The sequence below is a fragment of the Serratia sp. FS14 genome, from assembly GCF_000695995.1.
GTDB classification, from domain to species: domain Bacteria; phylum Pseudomonadota; class Gammaproteobacteria; order Enterobacterales; family Enterobacteriaceae; genus Serratia; species Serratia nematodiphila.
In genome coordinates this window covers 4,574,595-4,601,347 of sequence record NZ_CP005927.1, presented here as the reverse complement: position 1 = coordinate 4,601,347, position 26,753 = coordinate 4,574,595, and the positions used below count along the sequence as shown (strand labels likewise).

29 protein-coding genes are annotated in these 26,753 nt (G+C 61.0%); 9 read left to right on the top strand and 20 right to left on the bottom strand.

Translation table 11 applies throughout. The features are described 5' to 3' along the window. Positions 1–131: 131 nt before the first annotated feature. The 3 genes from L085_RS21020 to L085_RS21010 are packed head-to-tail and all read left to right on the top strand — an operon-like array spanning position 132 to position 2,346. Positions 132–701 carry a TetR/AcrR family transcriptional regulator gene (locus L085_RS21020; RefSeq protein ID WP_004939249.1) on the top strand — a complete coding sequence of 190 codons (570 nt, stop codon included), beginning with the start codon at positions 132–134 and terminating at the stop codon, positions 699–701. Positions 702–712: 11 nt separating this feature from the next. Next, positions 713–1,351 carry a GNAT family N-acetyltransferase gene (locus tag L085_RS21015; protein ID WP_015377152.1) on the top strand — a complete coding sequence of 213 codons (639 nt, stop codon included), beginning with the start codon at positions 713–715 and terminating at the stop codon, positions 1,349–1,351. Further along, a complete protein-coding gene (locus tag L085_RS21010) occupies positions 1,339–2,346 on the top strand; it encodes a CocE/NonD family hydrolase (RefSeq protein ID WP_044031645.1) in 1,008 nt (335 codons plus the stop codon). Before L085_RS21015 ends, L085_RS21010 begins: the two co-directional genes overlap by 13 nt. Positions 2,347–2,348: 2 nt before the next feature. Here L085_RS21010 and ybiO read toward each other — a convergent pair whose 3' ends face one another. From ybiO to dps, 6 genes are all read right to left on the bottom strand, one after another. Beyond that, positions 2,349–4,565: a mechanosensitive channel protein gene (ybiO, locus tag L085_RS21005; protein ID WP_044031644.1), complete on the bottom strand. Its 2,217-nt coding sequence runs from the start codon at positions 4,563–4,565 to the stop codon at positions 2,349–2,351. Between the two features lie 154 nt (positions 4,566–4,719). Next, on the bottom strand, positions 4,720–5,442 hold the full coding sequence (gene glnQ, locus L085_RS21000) for a glutamine ABC transporter ATP-binding protein GlnQ (protein ID WP_044031642.1): 723 nt from the start codon (positions 5,440–5,442) through the stop codon (positions 4,720–4,722). Then, positions 5,439–6,098, bottom strand: a complete 660-nt coding sequence (glnP, locus tag L085_RS20995) for a glutamine ABC transporter permease GlnP (protein WP_004939229.1) — start codon at positions 6,096–6,098, stop codon at positions 5,439–5,441. Before glnP ends, glnQ begins: the two co-directional genes overlap by 4 nt. Before the next feature lie 102 nt (positions 6,099–6,200). Then, positions 6,201–6,944, bottom strand: coding sequence for a glutamine ABC transporter substrate-binding protein GlnH (gene glnH, locus L085_RS20990; protein ID WP_004939223.1), 744 nt, complete (start codon positions 6,942–6,944; stop codon positions 6,201–6,203). A 338-nt stretch (positions 6,945–7,282) separates the two neighbouring features. Continuing rightward, on the bottom strand, positions 7,283–7,549 hold the full coding sequence (locus L085_RS20985) for a DksA/TraR family C4-type zinc finger protein (RefSeq protein ID WP_015377155.1): 267 nt from the start codon (positions 7,547–7,549) through the stop codon (positions 7,283–7,285). Positions 7,550–7,689: 140 nt separating this feature from the next. Then, positions 7,690–8,193 carry a DNA starvation/stationary phase protection protein Dps gene (gene dps / locus L085_RS20980; RefSeq protein ID WP_004939215.1) on the bottom strand — a complete coding sequence of 168 codons (504 nt, stop codon included), beginning with the start codon at positions 8,191–8,193 and terminating at the stop codon, positions 7,690–7,692. A gap of 355 nt (positions 8,194–8,548) precedes the next feature. On the opposite strand from dps, the gene L085_RS20975 reads away from it, so the two are divergent. Then, positions 8,549–9,100 (top strand): shikimate kinase, encoded by a 552-nt coding sequence (locus tag L085_RS20975; protein WP_044031641.1) that lies wholly within the window; start codon positions 8,549–8,551, stop codon positions 9,098–9,100. On the opposite strand, the gene nanQ is transcribed toward L085_RS20975, so the two are convergent. Both nanQ and rhtA read right to left on the bottom strand, forming a co-directional pair. After that, complete coding sequence (gene nanQ / locus L085_RS20970; protein WP_044031639.1) at positions 9,082–9,549, bottom strand: N-acetylneuraminate anomerase; 468 nt, start codon at positions 9,547–9,549, stop codon at positions 9,082–9,084. The genes L085_RS20975 and nanQ overlap by 19 nt on opposite strands. A gap of 132 nt (positions 9,550–9,681) precedes the next feature. Then, positions 9,682–10,569: a threonine/homoserine exporter RhtA gene (gene rhtA, locus L085_RS20965; protein ID WP_004939202.1), complete on the bottom strand. Its 888-nt coding sequence runs from the start codon at positions 10,567–10,569 to the stop codon at positions 9,682–9,684. A gap of 400 nt (positions 10,570–10,969) precedes the next feature. On the opposite strand from rhtA, the gene ompX reads away from it, so the two are divergent. Then, positions 10,970–11,488: an outer membrane protein OmpX gene (gene ompX / locus L085_RS20960; RefSeq protein WP_004939201.1), complete on the top strand. Its 519-nt coding sequence runs from the start codon at positions 10,970–10,972 to the stop codon at positions 11,486–11,488. Positions 11,489–11,578: 90 nt separating this feature from the next. Here ompX and L085_RS20955 read toward each other — a convergent pair whose 3' ends face one another. Continuing rightward, positions 11,579–12,559 carry a nitrilase family protein gene (locus tag L085_RS20955; protein WP_044031638.1) on the bottom strand — a complete coding sequence of 327 codons (981 nt, stop codon included), beginning with the start codon at positions 12,557–12,559 and terminating at the stop codon, positions 11,579–11,581. A 91-nt stretch (positions 12,560–12,650) separates the two neighbouring features. Between L085_RS20955 and L085_RS20950 the strand changes: the two genes are divergently transcribed. Further along, the gene (locus L085_RS20950) at positions 12,651–13,523 is read left to right on the top strand and encodes a LysR family transcriptional regulator (RefSeq protein WP_044031637.1); all 873 of its coding nucleotides are present in this window, start codon (positions 12,651–12,653) and stop codon (positions 13,521–13,523) included. Positions 13,524–13,527: 4 nt separating this feature from the next. On the opposite strand, the gene L085_RS20945 is transcribed toward L085_RS20950, so the two are convergent. The 6 genes from L085_RS20945 to ltnD all read right to left on the bottom strand — a co-directional run bounded on the left by L085_RS20945 (position 13,528) and on the right by ltnD (position 19,181). Further along, positions 13,528–14,058 (bottom strand): GNAT family N-acetyltransferase, encoded by a 531-nt coding sequence (locus tag L085_RS20945; protein WP_004939196.1) that lies wholly within the window; start codon positions 14,056–14,058, stop codon positions 13,528–13,530. Between the two features lie 63 nt (positions 14,059–14,121). Next, positions 14,122–15,492, bottom strand: a complete 1,371-nt coding sequence (locus L085_RS20940) for a GntP family transporter (protein WP_033633751.1) — start codon at positions 15,490–15,492, stop codon at positions 14,122–14,124. A gap of 106 nt (positions 15,493–15,598) precedes the next feature. Continuing rightward, positions 15,599–16,375, bottom strand: coding sequence for a 2-oxo-tetronate isomerase (gene otnI / locus L085_RS20935; protein WP_044031636.1), 777 nt, complete (start codon positions 16,373–16,375; stop codon positions 15,599–15,601). 3 nt (positions 16,376–16,378) lie between these two features. Continuing rightward, a complete protein-coding gene (locus L085_RS20930; RefSeq protein WP_015377162.1) occupies positions 16,379–17,011 on the bottom strand; it encodes an aldolase in 633 nt (210 codons plus the stop codon). Next, a complete protein-coding gene (gene otnK / locus L085_RS20925) occupies positions 17,008–18,267 on the bottom strand; it encodes a 3-oxo-tetronate kinase (protein WP_081835539.1) in 1,260 nt (419 codons plus the stop codon). Before otnK ends, L085_RS20930 begins: the two co-directional genes overlap by 4 nt. Next, positions 18,267–19,181 (bottom strand): L-threonate dehydrogenase, encoded by a 915-nt coding sequence (gene ltnD / locus L085_RS20920; protein WP_044031634.1) that lies wholly within the window; start codon positions 19,179–19,181, stop codon positions 18,267–18,269. Before ltnD ends, otnK begins: the two co-directional genes overlap by 1 nt. A gap of 283 nt (positions 19,182–19,464) precedes the next feature. Here ltnD and ygbI point away from each other — a divergent pair, with 283 nt between their 5' ends. Beyond that, positions 19,465–20,235 carry a DNA-binding transcriptional repressor YgbI gene (ygbI, locus tag L085_RS20915; protein ID WP_044031633.1) on the top strand — a complete coding sequence of 257 codons (771 nt, stop codon included), beginning with the start codon at positions 19,465–19,467 and terminating at the stop codon, positions 20,233–20,235. Positions 20,236–20,390: 155 nt separating this feature from the next. Here the strand turns inward: ygbI and L085_RS20910 are convergent, their stop codons facing one another. The 4 genes from L085_RS20910 to L085_RS20895 all read right to left on the bottom strand — a co-directional run bounded on the left by L085_RS20910 (position 20,391) and on the right by L085_RS20895 (position 23,046). Continuing rightward, positions 20,391–20,918 carry a hypothetical protein gene (locus L085_RS20910; RefSeq protein ID WP_049870698.1) on the bottom strand — a complete coding sequence of 176 codons (528 nt, stop codon included), beginning with the start codon at positions 20,916–20,918 and terminating at the stop codon, positions 20,391–20,393. Between the two features lie 122 nt (positions 20,919–21,040). Continuing rightward, positions 21,041–21,808, bottom strand: a complete 768-nt coding sequence (locus tag L085_RS20905) for a molybdopterin-dependent oxidoreductase (RefSeq protein WP_025302099.1) — start codon at positions 21,806–21,808, stop codon at positions 21,041–21,043. Beyond that, positions 21,801–22,406, bottom strand: coding sequence for a cytochrome b/b6 domain-containing protein (locus tag L085_RS20900; RefSeq protein WP_044031632.1), 606 nt, complete (start codon positions 22,404–22,406; stop codon positions 21,801–21,803). Before L085_RS20900 ends, L085_RS20905 begins: the two co-directional genes overlap by 8 nt. Positions 22,407–22,419: 13 nt before the next feature. Continuing rightward, a complete protein-coding gene (locus tag L085_RS20895; RefSeq protein WP_004939163.1) occupies positions 22,420–23,046 on the bottom strand; it encodes a hypothetical protein in 627 nt (208 codons plus the stop codon). Between the two features lie 140 nt (positions 23,047–23,186). On the opposite strand from L085_RS20895, the gene L085_RS20890 reads away from it, so the two are divergent. Next, positions 23,187–23,858, top strand: a complete 672-nt coding sequence (locus L085_RS20890; RefSeq protein ID WP_021504273.1) for a heavy metal response regulator transcription factor — start codon at positions 23,187–23,189, stop codon at positions 23,856–23,858. Further along, positions 23,855–25,273 (top strand): heavy metal sensor histidine kinase, encoded by a 1,419-nt coding sequence (locus tag L085_RS20885; RefSeq protein WP_044031631.1) that lies wholly within the window; start codon positions 23,855–23,857, stop codon positions 25,271–25,273. The genes L085_RS20890 and L085_RS20885 overlap by 4 nt, the downstream gene beginning before the upstream one ends. Positions 25,274–25,286: 13 nt before the next feature. Here the strand turns inward: L085_RS20885 and L085_RS20880 are convergent, their stop codons facing one another. After that, a complete protein-coding gene (locus tag L085_RS20880) occupies positions 25,287–26,753 on the bottom strand; it encodes an ATP-binding protein (protein ID WP_044031630.1) in 1,467 nt (488 codons plus the stop codon).

Genomic DNA, 26,753 nt, shown 5'->3' with positions numbered 1-26,753 from the left:
GATTCCTGCGCCGTTGAGCTGCGGTTCAATTTTACCGGTCTATGCTAGACTTGATGTGAACGAACGTTCGTTCATTAATTAATATCAATTTATGGCGCCAGGCGCCCCCTTCACCGTTTCGGGAACTGACGATGGGAAACCGAGAAAAGATTGTCGAGGCCGCGCTGCACAGCTTTACCCATCAGGGATTTCACCAGACCAGCATGCGGGATATCGCGCAGGCGGCGGGCGTCAGCGTGGGCAACCTCTATAACCATTTTTCCGGCAAGGAGGCGCTGATCGGCGAGATCGCGCTGCTGGAAAACGGCGTATTCGCCGAGTTCGCCGCCGGATTATTGGCCGACAGAAAGCGGCCGAAACAGGCGCTGTCGATTTTTTTCACCGCCTATCATGCCTTTGTCGCCGAACCGGCCAATGTTCAGCTGTCGGCGGAGATCGTGGCGGAGGTGGCGCGCAACCCGGCGTTGGCCGAGCCGTTCAGCGCCAACCAGCGGCAGCTGATTGAGGCGCTGGCGACGGTGATCGCCGAGGCTCAGCAAACCGGTGAAATTGCGGCGGCGATAGCGCCGTTACCGCTCGCGCAGCTGGTGCTGGACGTGATCGAAAGCCAGGCCTGGCGGCAGGCGATCTTTGCGTCGCCTGCACCGGAGGAGACCACGCCGGTGCGGCTGTTGGAACAACTGCTCTACCGGCATCCCTAGTCGAGGTGGATATGCTGCACATTGAGCCTTATCGCGACGCTGACCGCCTGCAAACGGCGGCGCTGATCTACGCCGCGTTCTGCGACAAGTTCCAGCGCGCGCGCCGTTTGAGCGCCCGCCGGCAGTGGCGTCTGTTTTATCGGCTGTGGAGTTGGCAGCAAAGCGGCAGCCGGGAGCGTAGCTTCGTAGTGAAACAGGATGAGCAGGTGGTGGCGGCTTTTGCCCTCAATGCGGCCGAGGCAGAGGGCGACGGCGGGCTGCGCCCGCGCGCCTTGCCGATTTGGCGGCTATGCCGCCGCTACGGTTGGCTGAACGTTTGGCGCATGTATCTGCAAATTGTGGTATTGCAGCATACTCCGGCGGCCGATGAGCTGTATCTTTCCTACCTGGCGGTGGCGGAAAACCAGCGCGGCAAAGGGATGGGCAGGCGGCTGTTGCAGTGGATGAACGACTACGCCGCCGAACAGGGCGCAGGCCGGCGCCTGAGTCTGCACGTCAGCCGGCGCAACGTCGATGCGCAGCGCCTGTACCGGCGCTGCGGTTTTCTGGTACGGCGCGAAGAGCACTACGCCTTGCTGGGGGTGCTGTTCGGCCAGGCCGATTGGGTATTGATGGAGAAACGCAACGGGGAGGCGATGTGCGCAAAATAGGGCTGTGCCTCGTGGCGCTGGTTTTGGCGGCGCTTGGCTGGGTGATTTACGTCAACGACTTTCGCTTTGTCACCGAACCGGTCACGGTGACCGCCGGCGGCAACCGGCTGAGCGGCACGCTGGTGCTGCCAGAGCATGCGCCGGTCAAACCCGGCGTGGTGGTGTTCATACACGGCGATGGGCCGGCCAACGCCAGCCGCGACGAAGGCTATTACGGCATTTGGGAGGCGATAGCGCAGCAGGGCTATGCGGTTTTATCCTTCGACAAGCCGGGCGTAGGCGGTTCCAGCGGCAACTGGCTGCATCAGACCATGGCGGATCGCGCGCGGGAAACCGCTGAGATCATCGACTGGGCCAGACGGGACGGGCGCTTCGATGCGCGCTGCGTGGGGCTGTGGGGCGCCAGCCAGGCGGGATGGGTGATGCCGGAGGTGGCGCGTTTACGGCCTGACATTGCTTTCACTCTTGCACTCTCGCCGGCGATCAACTGGCTGCGGCAAGGGCGCTATAACACCCGGGCGGCGATGGCGGCGGCAGGGGACGATGAAGCGCAGATCCTGGCGCGCGAGGCGCATTGGCGCCATATCCAGACCCTGCTCGAGCAACCGGACGGCTACGCGCAGTACCGTCGCGAGTCTGGCGCCGCCGCATTGAGCGCCGACCGCTGGCGTTTTATCCGCGCCAACATGGCCAGCGACGCGACGGCGGGATTGCGGCATTTCGCCACGCCGGTGCACCTGATCCTGGGCGGGCGCGACGTCAACGTGGACGCGGACGAAACCGAGCGCGTGTATCGGCAAACGATCCCGGCCTCGCTGCTGACGGTGACGCGCATCGACGAGGCCGATCATGTGATGGTCAAGCCGCTGTTCGCGCGCCATCCGTGGCTGATCAACGTGGTGGGCCTGTTTGCCCCGCGCTCGGTGCAATACGACGCCTACCGGCGGGACGTGGCGGCCTTCCTGGCCGCCCATCCTTGCGGCCAGGGGCGTTAGCCTCAGCTCGCGGCAGGCGGCGGCTCTTCATGCGGCTGCGGCGCGCGGGAGATCTGCATCGCCTGCTGCGGCATGCCGATGCCGGCCCGATCGAAATGGATTTTCACCAGCCGATCGAGGGCGTATTGCACCACCCACTGTTTCAGCGCCTGTGTGCGCACCGTCACGCGGGTGGTGAACGAGCGGTCTCCCAGCGCCACCACGCCGTTGAAGACCGGCTCGCCAATCAGGAAATGCTTCACCTGTTCATCTTGCTTCAGCGCCGCGATGGCCTGATGCAGCACCTCATTGACCCGATCGATGTCCTCGTCGCGGCTGACGGTGTAGTTGGCGCGGTATACCCCGAACTCACGCGCATAGTTGGCCAGCGTGGTGATCGAGGAGTACGGCACGATGTGGTAGACGCCGTAGTCGTCGCGCAGGCCGATCGAGCGGATGGTCATGCGCTCCACGGTGCCGGTGATGCCGCTGACGGTGACGTACTCGCCGGTGTTCATGCCGTTTTCGAACTGGATGAACACGCCGGTAATCACGTCTTTCACCAGCGTCTGGGCGCCGAAGCTGATGGCCAGCCCCAGCGCGCCGGCGCCCGCCAGCAGCGGCGCGATGTTCAATCCCACCTGCGACAGCACGATCATCACGGTAATGGTGCTGATAACGATAGCCAGCACGTTGCGAAACAGCGTCAGCAGCGTGCGTTCGCGCGCGCTCGGCCGCACGCCGTTGCTCAGCTCCAGCGCCAGACGGTGCTCGATGATGCTGGCCATCAGCGTCCAGCTGAACACGGCGATCAACAGGATCAGCAGGATATGCACCAGCCCGCCGAGCGTCCGCTGGCCATTTTCGCTGCCCGCCCACTGGTACAGGTTGATCAGGTGCCAGGCATCGAGCAGGAACAGCGTCACCGCCAGCACCACCATCACCCGCAGTATCTTCAGCCCGTTGGGGATGTAGGAGTTGATGCGCCGCTCGAGCATCGGGTAGCGCAGATTGACGTCGGTCGGCAGTGAAATGCGACGGAAAATCCAGCGGGTCAGCATGCCGGACAGCAGCGCGCCGACGCCGACCACCAACAGGCTTTTCACCGTGGCGCTCATCATAAAGCGCAGGCTGTTGCCGATGTCGAACTGGGACAGCACGAACAACACCAGAAAATAGGCGATCGCCAACAGATGCCAGATATGCCCCAGGCCGCGCAGGATCACGCTGAAAAACGCCATCGACCGCTCGGCCAGCAGGTTGATCTGTTGCTGTATCGGCTTGCGGTTGTGCAGGATCAGCCAAATGGCGTACAGCGTCAGCGCCAGCATCACCACCAGGTTGACGGTGGCGGCGGCCGGGTAGCTTATCTGTACCGCCACCACCGGCACCACCACCATCAGGCCGTAGCCGATCAGGCCGCTGAGCCAGGCGAGGCGGGTGTTCCAGTAGTGCGCGCTCCGGTCGCTGAAGGGGAAGGGGCGCAGATAGTCGAAGCGGGGGGCGAAAATCAGCCGCAGCACCGCCTTGAAAAATTCAATCACCGCGAAGGCGCTGAGAAACAGGGTCTGCAGCCGCAGAATGGTGGCGCTGTCGGCGTGGACGTGGCGGGCGAACAGATTGCCCGCCGCCAGCGCCAGCAGCAGCACCAGCAGATCGATGGCGAAAGCGCCGAGAATGGCGGCGGGGCGTTTATACCACGGGCCGTGCTGTAGCCGCGCATTGTGTCCCCAACTGCCCATGCGTTTGTACAGCGGCGCGATCAGCCGCCGGATCAGGTGGAACAGCGCAAAGGTGACCGCCACCGTCAGCAGAAAGTAGCCCAGCGCGCGGAAAAAGCCGGCGGGATTGAAAACGCGCTTCGGGCCGGAGTCGATCAGCTTTTGCAGCGCGCCGAGCTTTTGGTTAAAGGTGCCGATGCCTTCCTGCGCCAGCGAGTTCAGGCTGTCGCTCAGCGTAGCGGGCGTCGATTCCTCCGGCGTTGCCGGCGCGGCGGCGGGGGCGTCGCCGGCGGTCTGTTTCAGGTGGTTGATGAGTTCCGCGCGCGCTTTGTCGTCTTGCAGCAGATCGGCCAGCGCGGCGTAGGCGGCTTTCTGCTGCTCGCTCTTGTCGGCGGGCGCGGGCGGCGCATTTTGCGCCAGCGCCGGTGGTGCGAAGACGTTCAGGGTCAGCAACAGCAGCAGGAAAAGCAGGTGTTCTCGCAGATGAGAACCTCGTCGGGAGTCTGCGTTTGGCGGCATGGTTCCTCTCTTTGGCGTTCTGTGATCGGCGGATGTAAAAGCAATACGATGAAAAACAATGAATATAGTAGGAAAGGTGGCGCGACGGGGCGTGGGAGAGCGTGCGGAATGAAAGCGGCGGGCGCGTGGTGCGCCCGCCGTTAAACCGCCAGGATCAGGACACGTGCTGCAGGAACTCCTGCAGACGCGGGCTTGGCGGATGATTGATCAGATCGTGCGGGTTGCCGTCTTCGGCAATCCGGCCCTTGTCGATAAAGATCAGGCGCGACGCCACTTTTTCGGCAAAGCCGACTTCATGGGTAACGATGACCATCGTCATGCCTTCCTCGGCCAGATCCTGCATCACCTTCAGCACTTCATGGCGCAGCTCCGGATCGAGCGCGGAGGTCGGCTCGTCGAACAGCATCATTTTCGGCTTCACCGCCAGCGCGCGCGCGATCGCCACGCGCTGCTGCTGGCCGCCCGACAGTTCGGACGGGTAATGGTGGGCGCGCTCCGCCAGACCGACCTTGGCCAGCAGTTCGCGCGCCAGCTTTTCCGCATCGAACTTCTTCGCGCCGCGCACGCGGATCGGGCCGAAGGCGACGTTTTCCAGTGCCGTCAGGTGCGGGAACAGATAGAACTGCTGGAACACCATGCCGGCTTCCTGGCGGATCAGCCGATCGTCCACTTTCGGATCGTTGGCTTTCAGGCCGTCGACGATCAGATCGCCGCTGGTGACTTCTTCCAGCTTGTTGATGCAGCGCAGCAGGGTGGATTTGCCGGAGCCGGACGGCCCGATGATCACCACCACTTCGCCTTTGTCGATCTTCAAATCGATGTTGTGCAGCACCTGGGTTTGGCCAAAATGCTTGGAGACGTTTTTAAATTCAATCACAGGATTTTCATCCTTCTTTCCAGACGACGCAGCACGAAGCTCAGCACCAGGGTAATAATCAGATAGATAACCGCCACGGCGCTCCAGATTTCCAGCGCGCGGAAGTTACCGGCAATAATTTCCTGACCCTGACGGGTCAGCTCCGCCACGCCGATCACGATGAACAGCGAGGTGTCTTTGATGCTGATGATCCACTGGTTGCCCAGCGGCGGCAGCATGCGGCGCAGCGCCAGCGGCATAATGACGTAGCGGATGGTTTCGCGGCGCGACAGGCCGAGCGCCAGGCCGGCCTCGCGGAAACCGTTATGGATAGACAGCACCGCGCCGCGGGTGATTTCCGCGATGTAGGCGCCGGAGTTGATCATGATGGTCACCACCGCCGCGGTGAAAGGATCGATGCGCAAATCGGTGAACGCCATCGGCAAGGCGAAGTAGATGAACATCACCTGCACCACGATCGGCGTGCCGCGGATCACTTCGATAAACACCAACGCGATGTGGTTGGCTATCCATCCGCCGTAGGTGCGGGCAAAGCCGGCGACGAGGCCGATGATCAGGCCGCCAATCAGACCGAGGACCGAAATCCACAGGGTCATTTTGGCGCCCTCTAACAAGATAGGAATGGCGGGCCAGATGGCGCTCCAGTCGAACTGCATGATATTTCTCCCGGTGATCCCAAACGTGGGTATCAGATACAACAAAGCGCAGGGGGTTAAGCGCCCCCTGTGCTTAAGTTAATCGCTTGCCAAATTCACAGCTTACTTAGGTTCGGTGCCGAACCACTTCTTGTAAATCTCGTTATAGGTGCCGTTCTCGCGCAGCGTTTTCAGCGCGCCATTCACCTTCTCGCGCAGCTCGTCGCTGCCTTTAGGGAAGGCGATGCCATACTGCTGCGCTTCCAGCGAATCGCCGACGGTTTTGAACTTGCCGGCGCCGGCCGTCTTAATGAAGTATAGGATGTTTGGCGTGTCGTGCAGCACCGCGTCGGCGCGCTTGGTGCCCAGTTCCATGTAGGCGTTGTCGATGTTAGGGAACTGACGCAGATCCTTGGTTTTGATGTGCTGCTTGGCGTAATCCACCGAGCCGGTGCCGCTCTTCACCGCCACCACTTTGCCGTTCAGATCGTCGATGCTTTTCACGCTGTTGTTGTCGGCGTTGACCATCACCAGCAGGCCGCTCTTGTAGTAGCCGTCGGAGAAATCGATGGCTTTCTTGCGCTCATCGGTGATGGTGATGCCGGCCAGCGCCAGATCGACGTTTTTGGTCTGCAGCGCCGGAATGATGCCGCCGAAGTCCATTGGTTTCAGGGTGTAGTCCAGCTTCAGCTCTTTGGCGACGGCGGCCCACAGGTCGATGTCGAAGCCGACGTATTTGTCGCCTTGCTTGAACTCAAAAGGAACGAAAGCGGTGTCGGTGGCGACCACCAGTTTGTCTGCTGCGTGGGAACTTACGGCAAAGGCCAGGGAGAGTGCGGCCAGGGAGACTTTAAAAATCGACTTCATGAGAGGAATTCCTGTACAGGTTGCGGATTACCCATTTTTTATATTGCAGTTGGTGCCATGAAAAAATCGTGCCATGTTTTCAACTAATATAAAAACAAAGAGTTACTGCGTGATGTTGTGCCGTGACGGCGAATAGTTATGGTTATGCACCACAATGAGGCACCGAAATGGTGCGTAAGAATTATCTTGGTGCACGGGGCTATCATTAACCAAATTTTGGCTGTGAAACAACCGTTCTTTAACGTTTTTGCTTCAATATTGATAACTAACTCTAACTTTCATGATCCATTGACGGTGCAAGGGTGACTGCGAGAGGGGCAAAAAGGGAGCAGATAATGCTAACGCAACTGGCTGTCTTTGCTGCCGCGCCGGTTGTACAGGCTGGTGGCCGCGTGTTTTTTGTCTTGTTCGGCCTGGCAGGCGACGCAAAAACGCACGCCCTTCAGCGCCTTGCGGCGCGCCTCGGGGATCGGTTCTCCGCATTCCTGGCAATAGCGTTCGCTCTCGCCGTGCCCGAGCGCTTCACGCGCGCGCTGCACCGCATCGTCGACGGTGGAATCAATCTGATCTTGTACGGCGCCGTCCGCCGCCCAGCCGCTGGCCATCATCACCTCCTGACAAGGGAAACCTACCGTTTAATATGGGCCGTTTTTTGTACAATGCAACGGTCGCGCAAAAGAAAACAGGCCGGGCAAAGCCCAGCCTGCGCTGCCCGGAACGACGGGCGATCTGCAACGCTTTCGCGTTATTCGATATTGGATTCGATGAACCACAGGAATTTGTCCAGATCGCGCGAGGCGGCGGTGAACATATCGGCGGTGTCTTCGTCTTCCACTTCGGTAATGGCTTTGCGGATGTCATTCGCGACCGCGCCGTAGCGATCGGCCAGCGCTTTCAGGTGCTCTTGCACGCTGTGGATATTGGTCGGGTAGCTTTTCAGCGGCGTGCGGTCGTTGACCACCTGTACGGTGCCCAGCGCCACGCCGCCCAGCTGCACCACGCGCTCGGCGAAGGTGTCCTGATGCTCGATGATGGCGGTGCGGAAGCCGTCCAGCATTTCATGGACCGCGATGAAGTTCGCGCCGCGCATGTTCCAGTGCGCCTGTTTGGTGATCAACGAAAGATCGATGAATTGCACGACCTGATGGTTCAGCGCCTTGATGGCGGCCAGTTTAACTTTTTCGTCCAGATCGTTACGGGTATACAGCAGATCAGAAGATTTCGTTTTCACCAGTTTAGCGGTACTCATATCAGATATCCTCTTGATTAGTCGTTGTCCTATTTTCGTTACGGGATTAATTATAGCAGGGATGTTTATTTTTGCCGCACGAAAATGGCTATTGCACAAATAGGGGGGGCCTAATGACAATATTTTTATTTGGTTTTTGTCTATTGTGTAATTTTATGAATTTTATTGTTATTTTGTTTTTATTATTATTTTTGTCAGTGACAATTTATCCCCGTTATCTTATTTTCTGCGGGCGCGCAGGTTTGGTTAAATATCCACTTTGTTATCGTGGTGTTAATGCCAAGCCTATTCAGATTGATAGGCGTAATTGATACGGCTAAAGTATGGAAATTATCCCAGTCTTTATTGGCGAGTGATGAAAATTAACGTCGTCGGCACCAGCGGCAGCGGTAAAAGCACCCTGGCTCGTCAACTGGCGGAACGTCTTGACGTTCCCTATATCGAGATGGACAGACTCTATTGGCGGCCCGAGTGGCAGGGGACGCCCGATGGCGCGTTTCTGGCGCGGCTTGAGCAGACGCTGGCTGAAGCGGGAGGAGGCTGGGTGCTGGACGGCAACTACAGCCGCACGCAACCGATCAAGTGGCGCGAGGTCGATTATATCCTGTGGCTGGACTACGGTTTCTGCCGCACGCTGTGGCAGGCCGCGCGCCGCGCGTACCGCCGCGCGGCCGGCAAAAGCGAGCTGTGGCCGGGCACCGGCAATCGGGAAAGTTTCCGCCGTTCTTTCTTTAGCCGCGAGTCGATCGTGCTGTGGACGATCCGCACTTACTCGAAGAACCGGCGAAAATACCTGGCGGAGATGGCCCGTACCGATATAGGGGGCCGTTTCAAGCGCTTGCGCTCTCCCCGCCAGGCCGCCGATTTTCTACGGACGCTGCCGCAGGCTCACAGCAGCAGGCGGTGATGGATCCTCACCACCGCTTTCTTGATGTGCTGCGGCCGCTGCCACAGGCAGCCGGTCTTATGCGGTTCCATCTGGAAAAAGATCGCGAACATGCCGTGCGTCATGTGCAGGGTTTGCGGGTGGCGTTTGATGTCCAGCAGCAGCAGATCGCTATTTTCTGCATGCGGATGTTCGCGATGCCCGTCGCCCGCCAGGCCGTATTCGATGCGTTCTTCGCCGCTGATCAGCAGATGCAGCGCGATATACTCCTGATGCATTTCGGCGCGCTTCTCCGCCGCCGGCGCGGTGGTCAGCGTCATCACGTCCATAAAGATGTTGTCGCCGTCGATCGGGTGATGGCCCAGCGCCAGTTCGGGCAGGTCGCATCGGCGCAACTCGGTCAGGGTTGAAACCAGCGCCGGCGTGAGTCCGCGGCCGAAGCGTGGGTTGAACAGGCTGTTGTGAATCACTGTTATTCTCCATGTGAGCGAAAGTCCAAAGAGCCTGCGATACAGGCTAAGGGGAAGTATGCCGATTTGTCACGAGGAAAACAGTTAACCCGCCTGCATTCCGGCGTTGCGGACGGCAGGCGAGTCAGGCGATCAGGAAAGGCTTTCGAGGCGCGGTTTGGGGCGAATGGTCAGGGCGGAACCCATGGAGGCGGCGATAATCGCCGCCAGCGCCAACCATTGCACGCCGCTCAGGTGTTCGCCGAGGAACAGCATGCCGGACAGCGCCGCCATCGCCGGCTCCAGGCTCATTAAGGTGCCGAAAGTGCGCGCCGGAATTTTGGGCAGCGCGATGATCTCCAGCGAATAAGGCAGCGCGGTGGAGAGGATCGCCACCGCCAGCGCCACCGGCAGAATATCGAGGTTGAACAGCACGCTGCCGGTTTGCCAGGCGCCGATCGGGCAGAACACCAGCGCAGCGATCAACGAACCGAGCGCCACCGTGCCGGGGCCGTGATCGCCGCCGGCCTTTTGGCCGAAAATGATATAGACCGCCCAGCAGGCGCCGGCGCCGAGCGCACAGGCGGCGCCGAACGGATCGATCCCGCCTACGCCGTGGCCGAGCGGCAACAGGAACCACAACCCGGCGATCGCCAGCGCCACCCAGAGAAAGTCGATCGGCCGCCGCGACGAGAACATGGCCACCGCCAACGGGCCGGTAAACTCCAGTGCCACGGCGATGCCGAGCGGCACGGTGCGCAGCGAAAGGTAGAACAGGTAGTTCATCGCGCCGAGCGACAGGCCGTAAATCAGCAGCGGCAAGCGGCTGCCGGCGACGATGCGCATACGCCACGGGCGGAAGATAATGAACAGAATCAGGGTGCCGATGAAAAGACGCAGCGTCGTAATGCCTTCCGCGCCCACGATCGGGAACAGGCTTTTGGCCAACGAGGCACCGCTTTGGATAGACACCATGGCGATGATTAACAGACAGATGGGCAGCAGCGCGGAGGGCGCTCTGCCGGAAGTAGATAACGACATCCTTAACGGGCCTTTTTTGCGCCGTTCCTCAGCCTTGAGAAAACGGTCGAAACGGGGATGCGAGCAGTGTAAATGAAATGGCGAAAATCTGTCTGAGAAAAGCGCGCATCGCGGTGAAATCCGCCGATCCTCGGATGAGATGTGGCGGATTTGGTCAAAAAGTGCGCTTTTTCTTAAGAATTATCTGGATATTAAATTGGTGATTTTTGTCACAGAAAGCCGTAGAATACGGCCGAAAATAGAGCGAAAAGAAGCAGATACACTGTTCTTGAAATCTTCTGTTACACGATATAAAGCATTAGACACTCATTTCAAGGCAGAGTTTCACGCTAATTTTTGTTATATTTTCAAAGCATGAACAAATGGATGTACTTAATAATAAAACGCGTTTGAGGTGGTTATGAAAAAAATTGCATGTCTTTCCGCAGTAGCAGCTTGCGTATTAGCAGTTAGCGCAGGTACCGCATTCGCTGGTCAGAGCACCGTATCCGCTGGCTATGCGCAGGGTGATCTCCAAGGCGTTGCTAACAAGGCCAACGGTTTCAACCTGAAATACCGTTACGAGTTCGACAACAACCCACTGGGTGTGATCGGCTCCTTCACCCACCTGGAAAAAAATCGTTCTGAAAGCGGTTTCTACAAGAAATCTCAGTACGATTCCATCACCGCAGGTCCAGCTTACCGCTTCAACGACTGGGCGAGCATCTACGGTGTGATCGGTGTTGGCTACGGCAAAAACATCGACAACGCCCAGGCTGGCGGTAACAAAGGTGGCAACAGCGACTACGGCTTCACCTACGGTGCAGGTCTGCAGTTCAACCCAATCGAAAACGTTGCCCTGGACGTTGGCTACGAGCAGAGCCGCATCCGCAGCGTGGACGTTGGCAGCTGGAACGTTGGCGTAGGCTACCGCTTCTAAGATTTCTTCATGCCTGCGGGCGTGAATGCGCGGCACAGGTTGCCGCGCGGATAAAAAATCCGCCTTCGGGCGGATTTTTTTTATCTGTCATTAGCTGCTGCGCCCCGTCGGCTGCGTCGAAAAGCACGCGCTGCGGGCATCGCGCTCATAGCCTTGCGGTTCGGTCAGTAAACCGTACAGCTCGGGGCGGCGTCCGTAAATCCAGCGGCGTCCGGTACTGAGCGGGATCAGCGTCAGATCGAGCTCGGCGCTGACCATCCGGTCTTCCGCCGCCCAGGTCTCCGCTACGATGCGGCCGTAGGGATCGAGGATCATCGCATTGCCGGTGCGTACCTCATCGTCATCGCGGCCCACGCCGTTGCTGAATAACAAAAACAGCCCGTTGTCATGAGCGCGCGAGGGCAGCCAGCGCATCAGCCAGCCGCGGCCGTGTTCGCCGCGAAAGGCGGCCTCTATCGCCTGCGGATCTTCCGCTCGCCGCTGCCACAGCACCTGTGGGATCGGCTTCATGCCGTGCGGGCTGCGCGAATGGGTGCCGCCGGTCTGGTGCGGGGCCATCAACACCTCCGCGCCCAGCAGCGCCGTCGCGCGCACATTCTCCACCAGATTGTTGTCCCAACAGATCAATACGCCCACGCGCACGCCCCAGGGAGTGTCGAACACCGTATAGCGATCGCCGCTGGCGATAGCCGGGTGTTCGAAGGCGTGCAGTTTACGGTGCACATGCAGCGCGCCGTCCGGCAGGCATACGGCGTAGGCGTTGTAGCAACGGCCGTCGTCGCCCAGTTCGATCAGCCCGACGCCGATCGCCATATTGTAACGCTCAGCCAGCGGGCGAATGCGCGCCAGCGAAGGGCTGGACGCGATCGGTTCCGCCAGCGCCCGCACTTCGGCGTCGGACAGATGGCGCACGTGCCAATAGCCGGTGATACACATTTCCGGGAAGGCCAGCAGCTGTACCTGCTGCTCGGCCGCCTGAGCGATAAAGCGCTCGATAGTCGACAGGTTGTAATTCTTATCGTTGGCGCGATGCTGGAATTGCACCGTGGCGGCGCGTAATGAGATGGTCATGGTGTCTCTCCGATTAGGGTCTGCGTTGATTACAGCAGGTGGTTTGATTACTGTATAATCAATTAAATTCCCTATTCGATAATCTAATGGAATGGATATAAAACAACTGCGCGCCCTGGTGGCGCTGGCTGAACAGGGCAACTATCGGCAGGCGGCGAGCCGGCTATGCATCAGCCAACCGGCGCTGAGCAAGCAAATTCAGGCGCTGGAAACCCAGCTCGGCATTCGAGTGTTCGAGCGTGGTCGACAGGGGGCGGTGCTCACCGCCGGCGGGCAGCGGCTCTACCCGGAAGCGCAGGCGCTGGTGGAGCAGTACCAGCAGTTTCAGCGGCGCGCGCGGCGGGTGGCGCTCGGGGAAGCGGGGCGGCTGGCGCTGGGGTTTGGCCTTTCCAGCTTTCATCTGGCGCCGCAGCTGGTGGCAGCCTTTCGCCAACGGTTTCCCGAGGTGGCGATCGGCCTGGAGGACTTGCCGTCGGAACGCCAGTATCAGCTGTTGCTGCAGGGAGAGTTGCAGGCGGGGTTCGTGCGCTTGCCGGTCAATACGCCGCTGTGCGGCGTGGCATTGCTGAGCGATCGGTTGGTGCTGGCCGCGCCGGGCGCGCTGGCGCTGCGCGCCGACGATCTGATGGCGCGTTTCAATCAGCTGCCGCTGTTGCAGTTGACTCCCAAACGCGGGCGCGGGCTGAGCGATCAGTCGCTGCGGTTTATCGCCGCCCACCGGTTGACGCCGAACGTGGTGCAGCAGGCCGGCGATATCCAGACGTTGCTGGCGCTGGTTGCCGCCGGCGTCGGTGTCGCGCTGCTGCCGCACAGCATCACGCATATCGCGCCGGCCGGCATCGACATTTTACCGCTGAGCGGCGAGGAGACGGAGTGGCAGGTCGGTATCGCCTGGGATCCGCAGCGCGCCGATGCGCTGCGGGACAACTTCATTCAGACGGCGTTGGCGGCGCAACGCGCTTAGGCATTCAAAGCGGGCAATGCATCACGACGATCGGGCTCTGGTGATACTCGCTGCGGTGGCTTTCGCTAAAGCCGACTTTTTTCGCCAGCGCCAGCGAAGCCTGGTTTTCCGGTGAGATGATGCAGACGGTTTGCTTGCCGGGCAGGTGCGTTTTACCCCAGGCCAGCGCCGCCCGCAGCGCCTCGGTGGCGTAGCCTTTGCCGTGCGCCGAGCTCACCAGCGTCCAGCCCATTTCCGGCGCGTCGAGCGCCGGGGTGATGTCGCGCAGGAAGTTGGAGAAGCCGATGCTGCCGAGATACTCGCCGCTCTGTTTGTCACGCACCGCCCAATACCCGTATCCCAACAGCGCCCAGTGGCCGACGTAGCGCATCAGGCGCCCCCAGGAGTCTTCCCGGTCGCGCGGCGTGCCGCCGATATAGCGCACCACCAGCGGATCGGCCCACAGCGCGGCCAGCGAGTCGAAGTCGTCCAGCGTGTGCGCGTCCAGCCGCAGGCGTTCGGTGATAAGCGTTGGCGCGGTGTTGATTACGGTCATGTTGCTGCTCCTGCACAGGGTGAAAGGCGATGAAAAACAACGGCGTTCAGTATGCCAGAGAAATCACACCGCCAGCCACAACAGCCAGGTGAACAGAAAGCCGCTCAGGCCGAGCAGGGTGGTCAGCACCGTCCAGGTCTTCAGGCCATCGGCCACCGACAGCCCCAGATAGCGCGTGACGATCCAAAAACCGGAGTCGTTGACGTGAGAAAGCCCCAGCCCGCCAAAACAGGTCGCCAGCGTCACCAGCACCAGCTGCAGCTGATTCAACCCGCTGACCGCTTCCGACAACAGGCCGCCGGTGGTCAGGATCGCCACGGTGGCGGAACCCTGCGAAGCGCGCAGCGCCAGCGAAATGATAAACGCGGCGGGCACCAGCGGCAGGCCAATGGCCGTCAGCACTTCGGCCAGCGCCTTGCCGACGCCGGATTCCACCAGCACCTTGCCGAACACGCCGCCCGCGCCGGTCACCAGGATCACCACCGCGGCGGTCGGCAGCGCGGCGCCCATTACGTCACCGGTGTGTTGCAGGCTCCAGCCGCGGCGCAGCGCCAGGAAGTAGAAGGCCAGCAGCAGGGCTATCATCAGCGCCACCGCCGGCGACCCCAGCAGCGACAGCGCATCGCGCAGCGCCGAGCCTGCCGGCAACAGCGTGGCGGAGACGGTGCCGAGCATGATGATGGCGATCGGAATGACGATCAGCGCCGCCACCAGGCCGGCGCCGGGCGGGTTGATGCGATCGCTGAGCGGCGCTCGCCCTTCCGGCCGCGGCTCCGGCGCCGCCAGCTGCAGCTGTTCCAGCACCTCTATCGATAACGGATAGGTTTTGCGGTTGAGGTAGTTGGCGGCGAAATAGCCGATCGCGCCGACCGGAATACAGATCGCGAGGCCGATGATGGTCAGCCAACCGATGTCGGCGTTGAGCAGGCCGGCGGCGGCGACCGGGCCGGGGTGCGGCGGCAGCGCGACGTGTACCGTTAACATCACGCCGGCCATCGGCAGGCCGAACTTCAGCGGCGACACTTTGGCGACCTTGGCGAAGCCGTAAATAATCGGCGCCAGAATGATAAAGCCGACGTCGAAGAATACCGGAATGCCGAGGATAAATGCGGCGAGGGTCAGCGCGGCGACGGTATGTTTCGGCCCCAGCCCCTGGCTGAAACGTTGCGCCAGCGACTCGGCGCCGCCCGAGTGTTCGATCATGCGCCCGAGCATCGCCCCCAGACCGATGATGATGGTTACCGAGCCGAGCACGCCGCCCATCCCGGCGGTCATCACTTTCATCACTTCACCGGTCGGAATGCCGCTGGCCAACGCCACCAGCAGACTGACCACCAACAGCGCGACAAAGGGTTGCACCTTCGCCTTAATCACCATCAATAACAGCAGCACCACGCCGAGTACGGCAATCAGCAACAGCAGAGAGGTAGACATGAAAAAAGCCTTTCGTTGGGTAAGCGTTGGGCACCGCGATCGCCGCGTGGCGATACGGGTGCGTTTCATTGTTATAAAATCGTTTTCCTGGTGTCGGCGTGCGACGTTAGCGGTAAGGCTTCAGCCAGCCGAGCCCGGCGGCGGTGTCGCCGCGCGGCCGGTATTCGCAACCGATCCAGCCCTGATAGCCGAGCGCATCCAGCCTGTCGAACAGCCACGGGTAATTCAGTTCACCCTCGTCCGGTTCGTGACGATCCGGCACTGAGGCTATCTGGATATGCGCGTAGCGCCCGGCCAGCGTCTCCAGCAGCCCGCTGATATTGCCGTCCACTAACTGCGCGTGGAAAAAGTCGAACTGAATGAACACGTTCGGTCTCTCGATCGCCGCCACCACCTCCGCCGCCTGATGTTGACTGGCGAACAGGTAGTCGGGCTTGACCGGTGGGCTGAGCGCTTCGATCAGCACCTTGACGCCGTGCGGGGCGAAGGCGTCGGCGGCATAGCGCGCATTGGCGATAAAGGTGTCGAGATAACGTTGCCGATCCGCGCCCGCGGGCACCACGCCGGCCATCAGGTGCACGCAGGGACAGGCGATGGCGATGGCGTAGGCCAGCGCGCGGTCGATATCAGCGCGCGCATCCTGCTCGCGGCCCGGCAGCGCCGCCAGCCCCCATTCGCCGGCAGCGACATCGCCGGGCGCGGTATTGAACAGCACCTGTTGCAGGCCGTGCTCGCGCAGCTTTTCGGCCAACAGCTCAGCGGGATGCTCGTAAGGGAACAGGAATTCCACCGCGCTGAAGCCTTGTTCGGCAGCGGCAGCGAAGCGCTCTAGGAACGGCACTTCGTTAAACATCATCGATAAATTGGCGGCAAATTTAGGCATGGGTCAGCTCCGTAATTCGGCAATTTCATCATCGGTCAAATAGCGGATAGGACGATCGCCGAGGGTGAAGATCAGCCGCGCCGCATCTTCCATCTCTTCGGTATTGTCCGCCGCCGCTCGCAGGTCTTTACCGGTCACCACCGGCCCGTGGTTGGCCAGTAAAAAGGCGCGGTGGGCCGGCGCCAGGCGCGCCAGATCCTGCGCCAGCCTTTCGTCGCCAGGGCGATAGTAGGGCACCACCGGCACCTTGCCGACGCGCATCACCACATAGGGGGTGAACGGTTTGATGGCGTTGTCGACGTCCAGCCCTTGCAGGCAAGAGAGCGCCGTGAGGTAGGTGCAATGCAGGTGCACCACCGCTTTGCATTCCGGATTGTTCAGATACAGCGCTCGGTGAAAGCTGATCTCTTTCGACGGCTTGTCGCCGGACAGCCAATCGCCGTTCAGGCTCACTTTAGACAGGCGATCGGCCTGCAGCTCGCCCAGGCAAGAGCCGGTCGGCGTCGCCAGCAGCGCCCCGTCCGGCAGCAACAGCGAGAGGTTGCCGGCGGAACCGGTGGCGTAGCCGCGTTGGAAAAATGAGGCGCCGAGGCGCACCATCTCTTCGCGCGCTTGCTGTTCGGTCGTCATGCTCATACTGGAAACTCCGTTTGCGCGCGTGAGAAGAAGGCTTCATCGCCAAAATTGCCTGATTTCAGCGCCAGGGAAATCGCCCGATCGCTGGCGCGCACCCAGGGAACGCCGGGGGAAATGCCGGGGCCGATATGGAAGCCGCGAATGCCCAGCGCCTGCGTGACCACGCCGGAGGTTTCTCCGCCGGCGACGATAAAGCGGCTGAATCCCAACTGGCGCAGTTGCACCACCAATTCGGCGAACAGCGCTTCCACCGCTTCGCTGGCGGCGGCGCCGTGCTGCCGTTGCGTTTGCTGCAGCGCTTCCGGCGGCGCAGTGGCGTAGATCAGCGGGGCAAGCGCTTCCCCGGCGTGATGCTGCGCCCAGTGCGCCAACTCGGCGGCGTAGGCGGCGCGTGCCTGTGGTTCGAGGCAACGGCTGATATCGATGGCCTGCGCCGAAGCGCGCTCGCGGTAGTGCGCCACCTGCCGGTTAGTCATCACAGAACACGAGCCCGACAGCACTGCCGCCTTTTCCCCCTGCGGCGCGCCGGCTGCCTCAGCCGCACAATCGCCGCTTTGCGCCCATTGCCGCGCCAGGCCGATCGCCAGGCCCGAACCGCCGGTCACCAGCTTCATCGTTTTCAACGCTTCACCCTGGATGAGCAGATGCCGCTCGTTGAGCGTATCCAGCACCGCGTAGCGCACGCCTTCCTGCGCCAGTTGGCGCAGCTTCTCGCTGACTGCCTCGGCGCCGCGATCCATTTCCGCCGCCGTCACCAGCCCACAGCGTCCGGCGGCCTGGGATTCCATCAGGCGAAGCAGGTTGCTGTCGGCCATTGGCGTGACCGGGTGATGACGCATGCCGGACTCAGACAGCAGCTGTTCCCCGACGAACAGGTAGCCCTGATAGACCGTGCGGCCGTTTACCGGCAGCGCCGGGGAAACAACCGTGAAATTTTCCCCCAGCGCGGCGAGCAGGGCGTCGGTCACCGGGCCGATATTGCCCTGTGCGGTGCTGTCGAAGGTGGAGCAGTATTTGAAGTAGAACTGGCGGCAACCCTGTTTTTGCAGCCAGGCCAGCGCTTGCAATGCCTGTTCGATCGCCTGCTCTGCCGGGCAGGAGCGCGATTTCAGGCTGATGACCGCCGCCTGTGCGTTTACCTGCGTTTCGTCCTGCGGCACGCCGTTCAGCTGCACCGTCGGCAGGCCGTTTTGCACCAGAAAACTGGCGATGTCGGTCGCGCCGGTAAAGTCATCCGCGATTACGCCAAGCAGCATCAGAGCGCCTCCTTTTTTTGCGGCAGATCGATGCCGGCAAAGATTTTGATTACCGCACTGTCGTCTTCTTTACCGTAACCGGCGTTGCTGGCGGCGGTAAACATGGTGAAAGCGGTGGAGGCCAGCGGCAGCGGGAAGTGCAGCGCCCTGGCGGTATCCGCCACCAGCCCCAGATCCTTGACGAAGATATCCACCGCCGATTTGGGCGTATAGTCGCCGTCGACCACGTGGCGCATGCGATTTTCGAACATCCAGGAGTTGCCGGCGGCGTGGGTGACCACGTCGTACATCACGTCCAGCGGGATGCCGGCGCGGGCGGCCAGCGCCATGGCTTCCGCCCCGGCGGCGATGTGCACCCCGGCCAACAGCTGGTGGATGATTTTTACCGTCGCGCCCAGGCCGATGGTTTCGCCGATGCGGTAAACCTTGCCGGCGATGGCGTCCAGCACGGGTTGCAGGCGCGTGAAGGTGGCGTCGGCGCCGGCGGCCATCACCGTCATCTGGCCTTCTTCCGCCTTGGCCGCCCCGCCGGAAACCGGCGCATCCAGCATCGCCAGGCCGTAGTCCAGCAGCCGTTGCTCGATCTGTTTGGCGTCATCGGCGGAAATGGTCGAAGACACCATCACCGCCGTGCCCGGCTTGAGCTGCGGCGCCAGGCCTTGCTCGCCGAACAGGATTTGCTTCACCTGTGCGGCGTTCACCACCAGCAGCAACACGGCGTCCAGCTCGGCGGCGAAGTCGCAGGCGCTGGGGGCCGTTTGTTTCGCGCCGGCCTGTTGCAGCGCCGCCAGCGCCTGCGGATTGAGATCGGCGCCGTAGGTGGTCAATCCGGCGCGGAGGCATGAACGCGCGGCGCCCATGCCCATCGCCCCCAGCCCGATGACGCAAACGGCATAATTCCCTGGGTGTGTCATACTGCACTCCTGTTAATTTTAGTGATAATTTGTTTTGTTGTGTTAAATGTAAGCGCTTGCCGGCCGATTATCCGCGATCGTTATCACAATAATTAACAATGCGTGAAACGGATTTTTCGTGCGATTTCTGGCCTGAAGCAACATTACTATTATGTTTTTAAATAAGTTTGTGTTTGGCTGGCCTAACTGCGCTCGCCGTCACGCCGCGAGAAATTAGGGCTATCGGCGAACGAAAATTGACGTAAAATCACAATTATTATCACCGCAGCAACGAGAGGGAACCGTGATACCTGTAGAACGCCATCAACAAATTCTTGCGCTGGTATCCGAACGCGGCGTCGTCAGCATCGCCGAGCTGACCGAACGGCTGGGGGTGTCGCATATGACGATCCGCCGTGACGTGCAAAAACTGGAAGAGCAGGGGGCGGTGCAGTCGGTCTCGGGCGGCGTGCAGGCGCCGGAACGGGTGGCGAGCGAACCTTCGCACCAGGCCAAAGAGGGGATGTTCGGCCGGCAGAAAATCGCCATCGGTCGGCTGGCGGCGCGGCAAATTCCCGCCAATAGCTGTATCTATCTGGATGCCGGCACCACCACGCTGGCGCTGGCGAAACAGATCGGAGAACGTGACGATTTGACGGTAGTGACCAACGACTTTGTCATCGCCGGCTTCCTGATCGAACACAGCCAGTGCCGAATCATCCACACCGGCGGCACCGTGTGCCGGGAAAACCGCTCCTGCGTCGGCGAAGCGGCGGCGCAGGCGCTGCGCGGTCTGTTTATCGATCTGGCGTTCATCTCCGCCTCTTCGTGGGGCATGCGCGGCCTGTCGACGCCGAACGAAGATAAGGTGATGGTGAAGAAGGCCATCGTCGAGGCCAGCCGCCGCCGCATTCTGCTCAGCGATACGTCCAAATACGGCAAAGTCGCCACCTATCTGGCGCTGCCGATCGCCGCCTTTGACGCCATCATTACCGATGAGGGGTTGCCCGCCGCCGCGCGGGAGGCCATTGAGCAAGCGGGGATTGCATTGCTGACGGCGGAAGAAGAAGAATAAGAATAAGAACGAACCTGCATTAGGATGAAAGTTCGGTATCGATGCCAAGTGCGGGCGCTTCACTGGCTTCAACGCCGCCGCGTTCACGCCATTCGCGGCGCCTTTGTTCCCACCACTCTTCGTGGAAGGCTTGCATCTCTTTCAGGCGCTGTTCCTTAACGTGCTGTTGGTAAGTATGGGATGCTATGGGGGCTACGTGGGATTTCGATGACATAGAGGCCGTCCTTTATAAACTCTATTTTGTATAAATAATGCCCTTTGTGCGCATATTTTTTCAACAAAAAATCATAAATTTTAGCTAATGCTGGCCTTAACGGTGCACTTAAGATGATCCTGGCATGATACTGATAGGCAAATTTGAGAAGAGTTTCCCCGATGCCAACAACGAATAAGCGTTCGCGTTGGAGAAGGGTATAATGCATTGCGGTATAGGTATCGAAAGCTGAGCGCCGATGCCTGTTTACGTCGCTCAACGCCTTAACATCATAAAACTCCAGAGAGAAAGCCTTATTGAGGAGAGCAGTGTCCACATACACTGGGGCAAACCAATGGTGCATGTTTTGCCCAATTCTCTTGAAATCCAAATGATAGATGGCCGATTTACCATCACCTTTTCTGACGGCAATCTGATATCTGTATGTGTCTGCTATTCCAGTGTGTGACTCCCTCACATCAATATCCATGATAAAATCCTTTTTACTATTATTTTTCCTATAGTTATCCCCTTTATGACGAACAAATTATTAACCGCGGCGGAGACGATCCTCCAGCCGCCGATGAAGGTTGTGCGCAGCGCCGCGCAAAACTAAATGCCGCTGAACCAGTTGTAGCCCTGATCTTCCCAATACCCGCCTGGATTGACGTCGCTGACGAAGATGGCGGCGATATGTTTGGCGTTTTTGAACCCCAGCTTGGTCGGCACGCGCAGCCGCAGCGGATAGCCGTAGTCTGCCGGCAGCGCCTTGCCGCCGAAATCCAGCGCCAGGATGGTCTGCGGGTGCAGCGCGGTGGCCATATCGAGGCTGGCGTAGTAGCGATCGGCGCATTTGAAGCCGACGTAACCGGCATTCAGATCCGCGCCGACGTGCTGCAGAAAGGTGCGCAGCGGCACGCCTCCCCATTGGCCAATGGCGCTCCAGCCCTCAATGCAGATCAGGCGCGTGATCTGGCTTTGCTGCGGCAGCCGCTGCAGCTGTTCCAGCGTCCAGGGCGCTTTTTTCTCCACTTTCCCCGCGACCTCAAGCCGGTAGCCGGCGAGATCGATCTCGGGGACGTTGTATTCCGGGTAAAATGCGTTAAAGGGGAAAGGGTGGGTGATCTGGTCCGGCCGGTAAGTTTGCGCCAACCGCTGGCCGCTGAACAGCCAGGCCTGCACCCGGTCGTTCCAGCGCGACATAGCCCACAGCACTTTATCCACCCGATCGCCGTCTTGCAGGTTGCAACCGGTAAGCATGGCGATGCCGCCCAGCGTCAGGCCGGAACGCAGCATCAGGCGGCGCTGCAGATTGACCAACTGTTTTTTTTGGTCCGGTTCCAGTTTTGGCGCGGTTGCCCGCGGTTTTTTCTCATTCATGTTTGCCACCCGTTATCATCGCCCACAGCGTTTTGGGCACGACGATCACCATGAAGATGTGGATCGCCACAAACAGGCCGATGCCGGCCATGGAGAAGAAATGCACGTAGCGCGCGAAGTCGAAGCCGCCAAACAGCGCGACCAATCCCTGCAGCTGAACCGGTTTCCAAATCGCCAGGCCGGACAGCACCAGTAATAGCCCCAGCGCCAGTACGCCGAGGTACATCAGTTTCTGAATGGCGTTATAGTGGCCATGCCGGTGGCGCAGGCGCAGCGTCAACGCCAGCCAGATATCCTGCCGCAGCGCGCCGATGCGAAGCGGCAACAGATCGCGGCGAAAATGACCGCTGAACAGGCTCCACAGCAGATAGCAGACGGCGTTGAGCGCCAATAGCCACATCACCGCCAAATGCCAACCAATCGCGCCGCCCAGCCAACCGCCCAGCGTCATCTGCGGCGGAAAGCGGAAATCGAACAGCGGCGAGGCGTTGTAGATTTCCCAACCGCTCATGAACATGCACACCATGGCGAACAGGTTGATCCAATGAGTGATGCGAACCGGCCAGCGATGCACCGGCGGCGACGCGTTGGTCTTCATGGCATTCCTCCGGTTACATCGGCGGCACGGTGCCGTCTTTGCCGGCGGAAATGCGCGTGGCGACGCGCTCGCCCTTTTCGTTGGCGGCGGAGAACAGCACGATGTGCACGCCCGGTTTCAGCAGGCTCAGATCGCCCGGATCCAGCGTCACGATCGGCACGTCTTCCGGCACGACAACGGTTTTCTGCTGGTTGCCGTAGGTGACGGTCAGGGTACGGCCGTTGGATTTCACCAGTTTGCCGACGGTGCCGTTAGTCATGGTGTCCACTTTGCCGTCGGCGGATTCCCAGGCAGAGTGCCCTTCGCCGGTGCCGCGCAGGCTGGCGGCGAACACGTGCACCTCCAGCGCTTTGAGCGTGCCGTCCGGCTGCGGCACGGCGGCGGTGCCGATGAAGCTGTCCGGTTTGATGTCGTCCAGCGTGGCTTTGGAGACGCTGAGCACTTTGGTCTGATCGTTCAGCTTGACGCTGAGGGTCTCGCCCTTGCGATCGGTCAGCTGCAGATTGCCGTCGGCAACCTGGCTGATGGTGCCGCGCAGCGGCGCAATCACCTTGCCCGGCGGCTGGGCGGCGGCGGCCAAGCCGCTGGACAGCAGCAAGGTGGATAACAGTAAACCGGCTATACGATGACGGGTAATCATAACGTTCTCCTGAAATGAGTTTGCCGGTTAAGCATGGTTGAGCCATTGGGTCAGCGCCATGGCCGTTTGATGACATTAATGTCATCAAGTTTGTCCGCCGAAGCTGCTAGTATTTTTGCAGACGTAACGAGGTGGCGAGCATGCGAATACTGGTAGTTGAAGACGATATCGGCACAGGGGATTACCTGAAGAAAGGACTCGGGGAAGCGGGCTACGGCGTCGATTTGGCGCGCACCGGCACCGACGGGCTGTTTCGCGCGTTGGAGCAGGATTACGATGCGATCGTGCTCGACGTGATGCTGCCGGGGCTGGACGGCTGGCAGATCATCGAGGTGTTGCGCAAGAAAAGCGACGTGCCGATCCTGTTTCTCACCGCCCGCGACGGCGTACAGGATCGCATCCACGGTCTGGAGCTGGGCGCGGACGACTATCTTATCAAACCCTTTTCCTTTACCGAGCTGGTGCTGCGTTTGCGCACCTTGCTGCGCCGCGGGCCGGCGCGCGAAGCCGATCATTACGCCATCGCCGATCTGCAGTTGGACGTGCTGCGCCGCCGGGCGGTGCGCCAGGATCAGGTGATCCCGTTGACCAATAAAGAATTCATGTTGCTGCATCTGCTGGTGCGGCGCGAAGGTGAAGTGCTGTCGCGCACGCAGATCGCCTCCCAGGTGTGGGACATGAATTTCGACAGCGACACTAATGTGGTTGATGTGGCGATCAAACGCCTGCGCGCCAAAATCGACCGGCCGTTCGACGTCAAGCTGATCCACAGCGTGCGCGGCATCGGCTATGTTTGCGAGCCGCGCTCGTGAACGCCCGCGCTTCACGTCGGCCGGTGTCGCTGACGCTGCGCACCGCCATGCTGTTCGCGCTGGTGGCCGCCTGCGTGGTGAGCGGGGCGGGCTGGTATCTGTTCGGCGCCATGCGTCAGGAAATGACGCTCCGCAGCGATCTGCAGGTGACCGGGCGCGTAGAGTATTTCCGCCATTTACTGGGGCAGCGCTTTCCTTTGGCGCGCCTGACCGCCAATAACGGCCTGTTCGAAAACATGCTGGGCAATGAACAGGACGTGCTGATTTTCCAAATGCCGGGGCAAAAACCGCTCATCAATGTGAATCCGGCCAGGGTGGCCCTGCCGCCAATCGCGCCGACGCCGCCCGAACAGGCGCATACGCTGGCCGCCGTGCGCGGCGGGGAAACGGCGCAGGGGGTGCCGCTGCGTGCGGCATCGGCAATGGTGCGCCTGGAAGACGGCAGTTTGCTGCAGATCTCCGCCGCGCACGTGATGGTCAACGAACAGAAGATGCTGGCGCGCTACCTGTGGCGTATTGTCGCGGCGGTCGTTGTGGCTTTCCTGCTGATTGCGCTGCTGGGCTATGGGGTCATGCGCCGCGGATTGCGGCCGCTATGGCGCATGGCGGCGCAGGCGTCGGAGATCGCGCCCAATACATTGTCGACGCGCCTCAGTGAACAGGGGGCGCCGAAGGAGTTACAGCAATTGACCTGGGCGTTTAATGCGATGCTCGATCGGTTGAATGAAGGCTATCAGCGGCTGACGCAGTTTTCCGCCGATCTGGCCCATGAGATCCGCACCCCGGTGGGCGCGTTGATGGGCCAGTGTCAGGTGGCGCTGTATCAACCCCGCAGCGTGGAGGAGTACGAAACCCTATTGTCGAACAATATGGATGAGCTGGAGCGTATTTCGCGCATGGTGGAAAACATCCTGTTTCTGGCGCGCGCCGGTGAGGCGCAGTCCGCGCTGAACTACAGTCGTCTGGATGTGGCGGTCGAGCTGCGGCGGGTGGCTGATTACTTCGAAGGGCTGGCGGAAGAACGCGGCATCGCGCTGAACTGCGAAGGGGAAGGCGAGCTGAAGGCGGACGCGATGTTGTTCCAGCGGGCGCTGAGCAATCTGGTGGCCAACGCGGTGCGCTATGCCGATGAAAACAGCCTGATCGTATTGCGGGCTGAACGGCGCGCCGATGCCTGGTGGGTGCAGGTCATCAATCAGGGGCCGCCGATCGCGCCGGCACAGCTGGAAAAACTGTTCGATCGTTTCTACCGCGCCGATCCCGCGCGCAGCGCCGGCAGCCATGCCAGCGGTCTCGGGCTGTCTATCGTACGCGCCATCATGACGCTGCACGGCGGTGAGGCGCGCGCCGAATGTACCGGGCGCGCGTCTGCCGCCAGCCTCATTTTCAGCCTGCGGTTCCCGTTAGCGCAATAACCGTTAAGCCGGATTAACGCGGCGGAATGGCAAAGCGGAAGCAGGCGCCGCTTTGCGGTTGTTCGATCAGCTGAATATCGCTGTCGTGCAGCTGCAGAATGCGCCGCACGATCATTAACCCCAGCCCGCCCGCAGGGCGCCGGGCGCCGCTCAGGACAGACGGCCGCACGAACAGATCGGCGCGCAGCGTCTGCGGAATGCCGGGGCCGCTGTCGCTGACCTGCACCATCACCCGATCTTCCTGCCGCCACAGCCGCACGCCGATGTCGCCGCCGGGCGGCGTATGGCGAATGGCGTTGTCCAGCAGGTTGGTCAGCACCCGCTCAATCATGCTGAGATCGGCGAACACCGGCGGCACGCCGGGGGCGATGTCGGCATGCAGCCGCTGATTACGCGCCTCCGCCGCCAGCTCGAACTTTTGGAACACGTCCTGCAACAGCTCGCTGAGGGAGAAGGGCTCTTTCTGCGGTTTCACCACGCCGTACTCCAGCCGCGCCAGCTCGAACAGCTCCTGCGCCAGCTTGCCCACTTTGCGGCTCTGCGCCAGGGCGATCTCCAGATAGCGCCGCCGATCGGCGTCGCTCAGGGTGGCGGCCTTGACCGACAGCGTTTCCAGATAGCCGTGCAGCGAGGTGAGCGGGGTGCGCAGATCGTGCGAGACGTTGGCGATGAATTCGCGCCGCAGCCGATCCTGCTGCGCCAGCGTTTGCCACTGTTCGGCGAGGCGCTGCGCCATGCGGTGGAAGGCCTGTTGCAGCTGGCTCACCTCGTCGCGCCCGGCCGGCACCGCCGGCAGCGCCGCGTAGGCCTGCACCGCCTCAATGCCGCCGCTGTCCAGCGCATTGACCTGGCGGGTCAGGCGCCGGATGGGGCGAGTGACCCAGTAGAACGCGAAACCGCCGGCCAGCAGGCTGAACAGCACCATCACCCCGGAGGTCCACAGCGCCATGCTGACCGCCGAGTTGAACTGGGCGTTGCTGGCCAGCGCCGTGTACTCTTCACCGAGCAAGACCACATACAGGTAGCCTTCGAGCCGGCCGTCGACCTTCAGCGGCGCAACGCTGAACACCTTGCGCCCGTCCGCGCTGCGCGGATCGTCGCCGTACACCGGCATCTGCGCGCCATCGAGCAGCGCCTGCAGCGGCGCCAGCGCGACCCGCTGCCGCTTCAGATGCCCGGCCGGCGCGGCGTTGCCGATAATCGTGCCCTGTTTGTCGAGCAGGTAAACCTCAACGCTGGGGTTCACCGCCATCAGCTGATCGAACAGGGTATGCACCGCCTGCAGATCCGGCCCGTTCACCCCCAGCAGCGGATTGCTGTCGGCGATATGCTGCGCCAGGTTGCCGGACAGGCGCTGGATCACCGCCTGGCTGTACTGGGTATTGCTGCGCACCTGCATCCAGCCGGAAAAGGCGCAGCCGATGACGATCAGCAGCGCGAAGATAATCGTGAGGCGTTGCGCTAATGTAAGGTTTTTCAT